The organism is Kamptonema sp. UHCC 0994, from assembly GCF_029167235.1.
GTDB lineage: Bacteria > Cyanobacteriota > Cyanobacteriia > Cyanobacteriales > Microcoleaceae > Kamptonema.
The window spans coordinates 1-8,707 of sequence record NZ_JARFTR010000182.1; the positions used below are offsets into that span (position 1 = coordinate 1).

General features: G+C 45.1%; 5 protein-coding genes. 3 read left to right on the forward strand and 2 right to left on the reverse strand.

What is annotated here, in order from left to right:
- Positions 1 to 122: 122 nt before the first annotated feature.
- The gene (locus tag PY364_RS16885) at positions 123 to 3,044 is read left to right on the forward strand and encodes a GAF domain-containing protein (RefSeq protein ID WP_275524222.1); all 2,922 of its coding nucleotides are present in this window, start codon (positions 123 to 125) and stop codon (positions 3,042 to 3,044) included.
- Positions 3,045 to 3,349: 305 nt separating this feature from the next.
- Here PY364_RS16885 and proS read toward each other — a convergent pair whose 3' ends face one another.
- Positions 3,350 to 5,155, reverse strand: coding sequence for a proline--tRNA ligase (gene proS, locus PY364_RS16890; protein WP_275524223.1), 1,806 nt, complete (start codon positions 5,153 to 5,155; stop codon positions 3,350 to 3,352).
- Positions 5,156 to 5,399: 244 nt separating this feature from the next.
- Between proS and PY364_RS16895 the strand changes: the two genes are divergently transcribed.
- On the forward strand, positions 5,400 to 6,329 hold the full coding sequence (locus PY364_RS16895) for a hypothetical protein (protein WP_275524224.1): 930 nt from the start codon (positions 5,400 to 5,402) through the stop codon (positions 6,327 to 6,329).
- Positions 6,330 to 6,620: 291 nt separating this feature from the next.
- Positions 6,621 to 7,502 carry a Cof-type HAD-IIB family hydrolase gene (locus PY364_RS16900; protein WP_275524225.1) on the forward strand — a complete coding sequence of 294 codons (882 nt, stop codon included), beginning with the start codon at positions 6,621 to 6,623 and terminating at the stop codon, positions 7,500 to 7,502.
- 164 nt (positions 7,503 to 7,666) lie between these two features.
- Here the strand turns inward: PY364_RS16900 and PY364_RS16905 are convergent, their stop codons facing one another.
- Complete coding sequence (locus PY364_RS16905) at positions 7,667 to 8,566, reverse strand: alpha/beta fold hydrolase (RefSeq protein WP_275524226.1); 900 nt, start codon at positions 8,564 to 8,566, stop codon at positions 7,667 to 7,669.
- Positions 8,567 to 8,707: the final 141 nt, after the last annotated feature.

Here is an 8,707-nt window from a genome sequence, read left to right on the forward strand (position 1 = left end):
GGTATGTTACCGCCCAGAGGGCGGCGTTACATAAAGTATGTGTAAGTCCCGATCGTTATTATTCGTTCTTACATTTTTAATTTTCAATTTGTAATTCTACACAGTTTGGGGGATAGCTAGCAATGGACGAGCAACAAAAGCAAAAAGATATTGAGGAACAAATCATTAGCTTAGAGCGCGTCCTCCAAACCCTCAGAGAAGAAGAGAATGTAGACGTTTTGCTGGAGGCAACTCTAAATTACCTGCAAACGGAGTTCGACGACTACCAAGTAATTTGGATTGGTTTGTACGATCGCACAGGTCATCGCTTGTTTGGCAAAGGAGGAATTGTACCGAAAGGTGATATATCCTTTCTCAAGCAACGCTTTACCCTCAATCCAGGGGACTTACTAGAGCAAGTCGTGATCCAACTTCGCCCCGTCAGCGTTCCCGACTTGCGAGAAGAAACACGGGCGGGAGAATGGCGCAAAGCTGCTCAAACCTTCAATTTACGGGGAACTATTATCTTTCCCCTCCGCTACAAGGATCGCTGCTACGGCGTGGTTTTACTTGGTTCTGAAACCTGGGGCTTTTCACCCAAAGCTGGGGAAAAAGCACAAATGAGCCTGATTTTTGGGGGACTGGCGGCGGCCCTATACCAGATCGAGGCAGATTGGCAGCGACAACAAGCTAGACATCCCGATGAACCGCTGCTGACGCTGATTTCGCAGTTGGGCAAAATTCGCTCCCTCGATCGATGTCTACAGGCGGTAGTTGAGCAAACTCACCAATTTATCGAGCCAGCCCGCACTAATGTTTACTGGTTTGAGCGCGAACGGCGCTATTTCTGGCGTAGAGTCAGTAACCGTCAGGTTGCACCCGGTTTGGGAGGGGGGAATAGACCAGCAAGTGGGATCACGGTGCAAGATTTGGGCGGATTTTATCAGGCTCTTGCTAACGAGCAAATTGTCTGGATTGGAGAGTCCCACAGTTCCCTGAGAAGCGAAGTTACGGGGCGGTTGATGCAGCAAATTCGCGCTCGTTCGCTATTGGCGGCTCCAATTATCTTGGAAACGGAGCTTTTGGGCTTTTTGGCGGTGGAGGCGAATGAACCCCGGATTTGGCAAGAAGATGAAAAAACTTATCTGCGGGGTGCGGCCGAGTTGGTAGGTTTGACGGCTCCTCTGTCAGAGATGGAGGATAAGATTCGACAAGTTGAACTCGATCGCGATTTAACTGCTGGGGTGGCTCGTGCGATTTATAACGATGCTGATTGGCTGGAGACGTTGAAAACTACATCGGAGAAATTGTGCGATCGCCTCAGTGCTGAACAGTTTTTGTTGCTGCTACGCGATCCGGATCGGGGTCAGTTTGAAATTGTCTGGCAGAATCAACCTCCCAATCGCAGAAAGTTAGCATCACCCTTGAAAGCGTTGGAGGCGGAAGAAATTAAGGTTTTAGAGGAAAGTGCAGAACCGATGGCGATCGAAAATTGGGAAGAGGACAAGCGATTGTCAGCTTGGCGAGATGCTTTGGGAGAACAGGGGGCGCGATCGCTTTTAGTTTGTAGCACTGGAAGAAAGAAGGAAGATGGAAGATGGAAAAAGGAAGAAAAGGAAAATACCAATCTCAGCTCTGTTGAAGGTTTGCTGGTTATTGGTCACGATGCAGCACGAACTTGGAACCGATCTGAGCGAGAATTGGTGGCGATCGCCAGTCAACAGTTTGGCCTGATTCTCCACCAGTGGGAACTTCAGCAACAACTCCAAAACCAACACAAATTTTACCAAACCCTGGAATCAGGTTTAGCCATTTTGTGGCAGGCACACTCAGACCAAATCCTGCAAAAATTGCCTGGAGAATCAAACTCAGGGGCAAACATATCTCTAAAGCAGCTAGAGCGTAGCTTAACTCAGCACATTGCCGAGGCGGTAGGTTGTCCTCTGGTAGCTTTAGTAACCTGGACTGCGGGGGCGAAAGAGGGTCGAATTGCCGCCAGTGCTGCTGCTAGTCCTCTGTTTGCACTAAATCTGGATGTGGAGATTCCAGTTCAGACAGATTATTTGATTCAAAATACTCTTAAAGCTAGTGGAATGCTGCATCTGAATATGAGCAATTTACCACTAGCAACTAAAAGGTGGCTCCGCAGTCCCGGTATTAGTCAAATTCTGGCAGTGGCCCTGCGAACGGCCCCGGAACACGAACCAACGGGAATTGTCTTGGCGGCGGATGCTCAAGGTCGCCCCTGGCCGGAACTTTCGGTCGATTTGTTAAGCATTTTGGCAGCTCAGTTAGCTTGGTCGCGTCGCTACTTGACTGTACAAGCAACACTGGAATCGCAGCGAGAGGAATTGGAATGGCTGAATTGGTACAAACAACGCCGTTTGGAGGAACTTTACCGCACTGTGGGGTCGGGAGTGAAGCAGTTAGGGGAGTTGAGCCAATCTGCGGCTTTACCTGGGAAGGAACAGAAGGATACTTTGACAACTTTGCGCTATCAGCAGCTTTTGCGGCAGATTGGCAATGCTCTAGCTTCGACTAATTTACTGCTGAAACAGGAACAGTGGCGGTTACACAATGTGGTAGAGGTGATTGCGGTAGCTAGTTTGCTGAGGCGATCGCTTGAGCGTGTAGACTCGCTGGTGAAACAATCTCAGATTCAATTACAAGTTTATCGGGAAGGTACTTCTGCGCTACCTTCTGGACAAGTTTTAAGCATTCGTGGGGATAGCATCAAATTAGAATTAGTAGTTTATGAGTTGTTGGTGACAGCTTGTCGGCGCTTGGGGCCGGGAGGGAAGATTGAGATTCGCTGTAAGCCTTTAGATGACAAGTGGTTAGAATTGGCGATCGCGGATAATGGCTCTATTGACCCGCAGTTAATTATTGATTTTAATCATGGCGATCCTCGCGATATATTAGTTACTTCTACTCTGGATAAACCGCCTGGACAGCATTTGATTATTTGCCAGCGAGTCGTGCGGCAAATGGATGGTAATCTTTATCTTGAACAATTAGATGATGGTATGGTTTTGGCTCGGTTAATATTGCCTTTAGGCTGTTAATTGTTAATTGTTAGTTGTTAGTTGTTAGTTGTTAGTTGTTAGTTGTTAGTTGTTAGTTGTTAGTTGTTAGTTGTTAGTTGTTAATTTTTCCTGGCGATTGAAATCGCGGCTATACAAACAAAGTCCGCCTACGCGGACTATAAAAATATGGGAGTTTTCAATTGGTGAGGTACGACGTTTAATTATACCAAATCCAGCTTAAATTCGCCCTTAGTCCGCGTAGGCGGACTTTGTTTGTGTGCCCGCGTTGCTGCGCGATTTCAATCGCCGGATATTTTTGTTTATAGCAACCGCTATATTAAGTCTTATTTGATAGCTGCTTCAATCCACTCTGCTAAGGTATTTTTTACATCCTCAATGGCAATTTCTTGAGATTTGCGATCTGCTCTTTCAACGACTTCAACTTTCCCTTGTTTAAGCGAACGGCCGGTCACAATTCGGTAGGGAATGCCGATTAAATCAGCATCTTTAAATTTAACACCTGCCCGTTCATCGCGGTCATCTAACAAAGTTTCAATGCCAGCTTGATTAAGTTCTGCGTAAAGTTTTTCAGCGACTTCTACCTGTTGAGCATCGCTAATGTTAGGTATGGAAATGATAACTTGGTAAGGTGCGATCGCGACTGGCCAAATTATACCATCTTTATCGTAAGATTGCTCTACAGCAGATTGAGCTAAGCGAGAAACACCAAGACCATAGCAACCCATCACTAAGGGTACTTCTTCCCCTTGTTCGTTAGTGTAGGTAGCTCCCATTGCTTGAGAATATTTAGTACCAAGTTGGAAAATATGACCGACTTCAATTCCTCTGGCAGTTTGCAAAGTTTGTTCGGGGTTATGGATAGCACGATCTCCTTTTTTAGCCTTTCTTATATCCACCACTTTTTCTGGCAATTGGAATTCTTTTCCCCAATTTGCACCGACAACATGATAGCCTGATTCGTTAGAACCAGTGATAAAATTTTCTAAATCAACTGCCGTTTTATCTACTAACCGCAAAAACTTCGGATTTACCTGTTTGCTGCTAGCAATGTAATCGTCTGCTAGATTGGGAGCGATATAACCTAAAGGCAAAGGTTTGGCTGCCCATTTTTGTTGTGCTTCTGCGTCTGGGACTGTCAGAGAAAGAATAGTTTTAGCCTGGTAATTATCGGCTAATTTGGTTAATTCATTTACCAATTTTACCTCATTAACATCTTGGTCGCCTCGAATAATTACCAGTACCAATACTGTCATGCCACTGTCATAAGCTACCTGGTAAAGCACATTTTTTACCACTTGGGTAGGGGAAGATTTAAAGAATTTGCACAGTTTTTCTATCGTCTCAGTTCCCGGAGTTTCGCATTTTTCATAACTCGTAAGTTGTGATTTTTCAGCATCAGCAGGTAGAGAAACAGCTTTTTCTACATTAGCTGCGTACTGACCATCTTCAGTATAAAGAACTTCATCTTCACCGGCATCTGCTAATACCATAAACTCCTGGGAACCGGAACCACCAATAGCCCCAGAATCAGCATCAACTCCTCGAAATTCTAAACCACAGCGGCCTAGCATATTTTTGTAAGCTTGTGCCATCTCTTGATAAGTTTTTTTCAGACTTTCTTCGTCTTTATGGAAAGAATAGCCATCTTTCATAATGAATTCGCGACCGCGCATCAACCCGAAACGAGGACGAATTTCATCTCTAAATTTGGTTTGAATTTGGTAAAGGTGCAGGGGTAATTGCCGATAGGAACGAATCATATCTTTGGCAATTGTGGTGATAACTTCTTCGTGAGTTGGCCCTAGTCCTAATTCGCGATTTTGTCGATCTGTGAGGGCAAACATGATACCTTCAGCTTTGGTATAGGTGTCCCAACGGCCAGATTCTCGCCACAATTCGGCGGGTTGTAGTTGAGGTAGAAGACATTCTTGAGCTCCGGTAGCGTCCATTTCTTCGCGGACAATTTGAGAGATTTTTTTGAGCACTCGCCACATCAGGGGGAGATAAGCGTAGACACCGCTACCAATGCGACGAATGTAACCTGCACGCAGTAATAGTTTGTGACTAGGAATTTCTGCTTCTGCTGGTTCTTCCCGCAGAGTGGCGAAGAGCATTTGAGAGATGCGCATGGTTTGTTATTTTAGAGAACAGATATTTATTTTATCAGGAGTTACGCATGGATGTTGCTAATAAATCAGGACTTACGTAGCACGTTTCGTAGCGCCGCTGTCTCGGCAGTTAGGAATACCGCCGAGACGGCGGCGTTACGGATACTTTTGTGTAAGTCCTATAAGTGATAAAATTTGTTTGGTTAGCAATCAAGGCTCTCAGCTTATGAAGAGTTAAAAAAGTAAATAGCCTTCCAAAGTAAAAATGACCCGATTCATTCACGATCAATTTGCTAAACAGTATCTTAAAGAACTATTAACCCCTCTTGGCAATGTAGAAACTAGCCGGGATATTGCGGGGGAAGTTCGGCAAATTGACATTTTATTTGCTCCTAAATCCCAACCAGAAGTTGAAGCAACAGCCCTCGGTCTTTTGGGTCAAATCGCAGCAAAACCCGCTGTATTTGAACCATTCCGCAGTCCCGTTCAACCGGGAGAAATTCGCAGTTGTCTGGGCAAACTGTTTGACTTACACGCGGAATTAGAACGCCAAGCGGCTAGAGAAAATACTCGAATTGCAGAATCAGATTTGCCGCTACTCTGGATACTGTCGCCTACGGTTTCTGACCCACTGTTAGCAGGATTTAGAGCAATTTCTGAACCAGAAAATTGGGTAACTGGAGTTTATTTTTTGGGTACATCTCTGAAAGCAGCAATTATTGCTATTCACCAACTCCCTAGGACTTCAGAAACTCTATGGCTGAGAGTTTTAGGGAAAGGAAATGTGCAAAAACAAGCCATTGCTGAATTGATAGAACTGCCCTCGGATAACTCTTTTCGGTTGAATGCGCTAGAATTGTTGTATAACTTGCGAACCATTTTACAAGTCCGTCAGGACATAGATCGAGAAGATCGGGAGTTAATTATGGAACTGTCACCTTTGTATTTGCAACGGCTAGAAGATGCGACTCAGCGAGGTATCGAGCAAGGTATCGAGCAAGGTATCGAACAAGGTATCGAACGAAACCAACGCCTGATGGTTGAGAGTATGCTACAAGTGAAATTTGGCGCTATTGATGAAGAATTAGTGCAAATAATCGAGCCGTTAATTCAACTAGAACCTCTGGAAATCACGCAACTGATTATGCAGCTTAACCGTGAGGAGTTATTAGCTCGTTTTGGTCGGAAAAATTAAAGGCAATTATCGGAGGATAGCGCTGCTTCCATTACTTTAGGCATCTCCATAAATTCGCCTTTTTTCTAACCAGAGTTAAGTGCTTTAGATTCTTTTTCGGAGATGTCTATTTCTGTGATCGGTGATATTCAGCTATGGTAAAGTGTTTAGTGGTGGTGATGGTCATAACAGCCACATTGATGTAGGTTTATTGATATTATACGCGATTAATTGACCAATGAGATTGCTTTACTGCGTTGACAATGATACAAAATGTTAGTGACTGTGTAATTACTGACTACAAAATAACTCATGCAGAATTTAGTAACTTCCCACCCAACTGCCGCCAACCAAACACCAGCAAATGCCGCAGATATTCAACTCTTGGCAATAGATATTGACGGTACGATCGCAGGTGAGTCTAACGAGATCCGAGAACCGGTTAAACAGGCAATTTGTGCGGCTCAAGCTAAGGGAATTAAAGTTGTAGTGGCGACTGGTAGGATGTATCGCTCTGCTCTCCGCTTTCATCAGGCTGTCGGCTCCAGCTTACCATTAATTTGTTATCAAGGTGCGTGGATTCAAGACCCTAGTACGGGAAAAATTCTATCCCATTTGCCCGTTACAAAAGAGAAGGCGATCGCACTCCTCGATTATTTTGAACAACCGGAATTGCGATCGCTTCTTTCTGTCCATTTCTATATTAATGACCAACTTTACGTTCGGGAAATCACGGCGGCTACTCAAATATACGCTCAGCGTTCGGGAATTCAACCTATAGCTGTTGGGAATTTGCGATCTGTGTTGGATACCGAACCCACTAAAATCTTGGCTTTATGCGACGATGCAGAGGCGATCGCGAATCTCCTGAGTAATTTACGGCAGATTTACACCCCAGCCGAACTTTATTTAACAACGTCAGTCGCTACTTTTTTTGAGGCTGCAAATCCCTCAGTCAGTAAAGGCGCTGCACTTCGCTACCTAGCGGAGGATGTTTTGGGCCTGCAATCGGCTAATGTGATGGCGATCGGCGATAATTTTAATGATTTGGAAATGATTTCCTATGCAGGTATTGGTGTAGCGATGGGTAATGCCCCGGATGGAGTGAAGGCGATCGCGCAATGGGTAGCGCCGAGTGTGGAAGAAGATGGCGTAGCCGCAGCCATTGAAGAATTTGTGCTTTCAAATTTTTAACCTTCAAACAGAAAGAACACCGACGACTGGCCGTGTTTCGTCTCGGTGTTCTTACTGGTTCGCTCCTCACACGAGACTAACTATAACCGAAGGTATCCTAGTTTTGTCAACCCCTTTTGCAAAGTTTTTTTCCAAAACTCCTTAAAGCCAGACAGCATAAAGGATTAAAGGGCTGATGGCAACTCGGCCAACCATGCCAAAATCAGAGAATTAACCTCAGTTGGTCGTTCGTCGTGGGGACAGTGCCCCGTTTTAGGGATAGAAATAAACTTAATGGGTTTGCCGATCGCACTCAACTCCTGATAAATCTTTGCCCCAGTAACCGGTGTCCAAGGATCGTCTGCTCCCCAGATTACCAATAAAGGGTACTTGACTTTGGGCAACAATTCTGCTGGTTCAGGGCCCGGAGGAGCACCGAGAATAGAGGCGAAAACTTGCTGAGCTCCGCGATCGCAGGATGGTGTATAGAGGATTTCTACGAGTTCCTCGGTAATCGCTGCGGGATCTGTGTAAACTTGGCGTAAGGTTCTGCGAATGCGATTTTTCTCGCGGATACGGTCAAAGAAGAAGGGCCCGAAAGCAGGCGATCGCACTATATTAGTAAAAATCCCGATCGCCGTCCGTAGCGGTAAATTCAATTCATGGGGGCGGTGATTTAGTCCCCCCGCACAGTTAATCAAAACCCCACCAGCAGTAATTTCGGGATGATTTGCGACTATCATCAAACTCAGCAAAGCCCCGATGGAATTACCCACAAATACAGTAGGTTCCTGAATATGTTCGGCCCAGAAATCTTTCACCATTTCTTGCCACAATTCTAGACTGTAATCGAGATTTGGCTTGTCAGATGCGCCGAATCCCAGTAAATCTATGGCAAATACTCGATAGCCACCATCTGCGATCGTAGGGATATTGTTCCGCCAGTGTCCAATAGAAGCACCAAAACCGTGAATCAGCACCAAGGGTCGCCCAGTTCCCCGAACTGTATACTGAATCTTATGGCCTTTCCAAGTCCAAAACAGTTTTTCAAAGGTGCCGATCGATGTTAGTTGTTGTGTCGTCACAGGTTTCTATGAATTTTCATTAACTACTCTAATTTTAATCTTAAATCTTGCTAATTTACGTAATGCCGCCCTCTGGGCGGTATCTTTACCGCCCATAGGGCGGCGTTACAAATTCTCTTCTATAACAGCCATTCTTTCAGT

Bases quoted from the DNA above. Each gene is read 5' to 3' on its own strand.
- PY364_RS16895 (WP_275524224.1), top strand. From the start codon at position 5,400: ATGACCCGATTCATTCACGATCAATTTGCTAAACAGTATCTTAAAGAA.
- PY364_RS16885 (WP_275524222.1), top strand. From the start codon at position 123: ATGGACGAGCAACAAAAGCAAAAAGATATTGAGGAACAAATCATTAGC.
- proS (WP_275524223.1), bottom strand. From the start codon at position 5,155: ATGCGCATCTCTCAAATGCTCTTCGCCACTCTGCGGGAAGAACCAGCA.
- PY364_RS16900 (WP_275524225.1), top strand. From the start codon at position 6,621: ATGCAGAATTTAGTAACTTCCCACCCAACTGCCGCCAACCAAACACCA.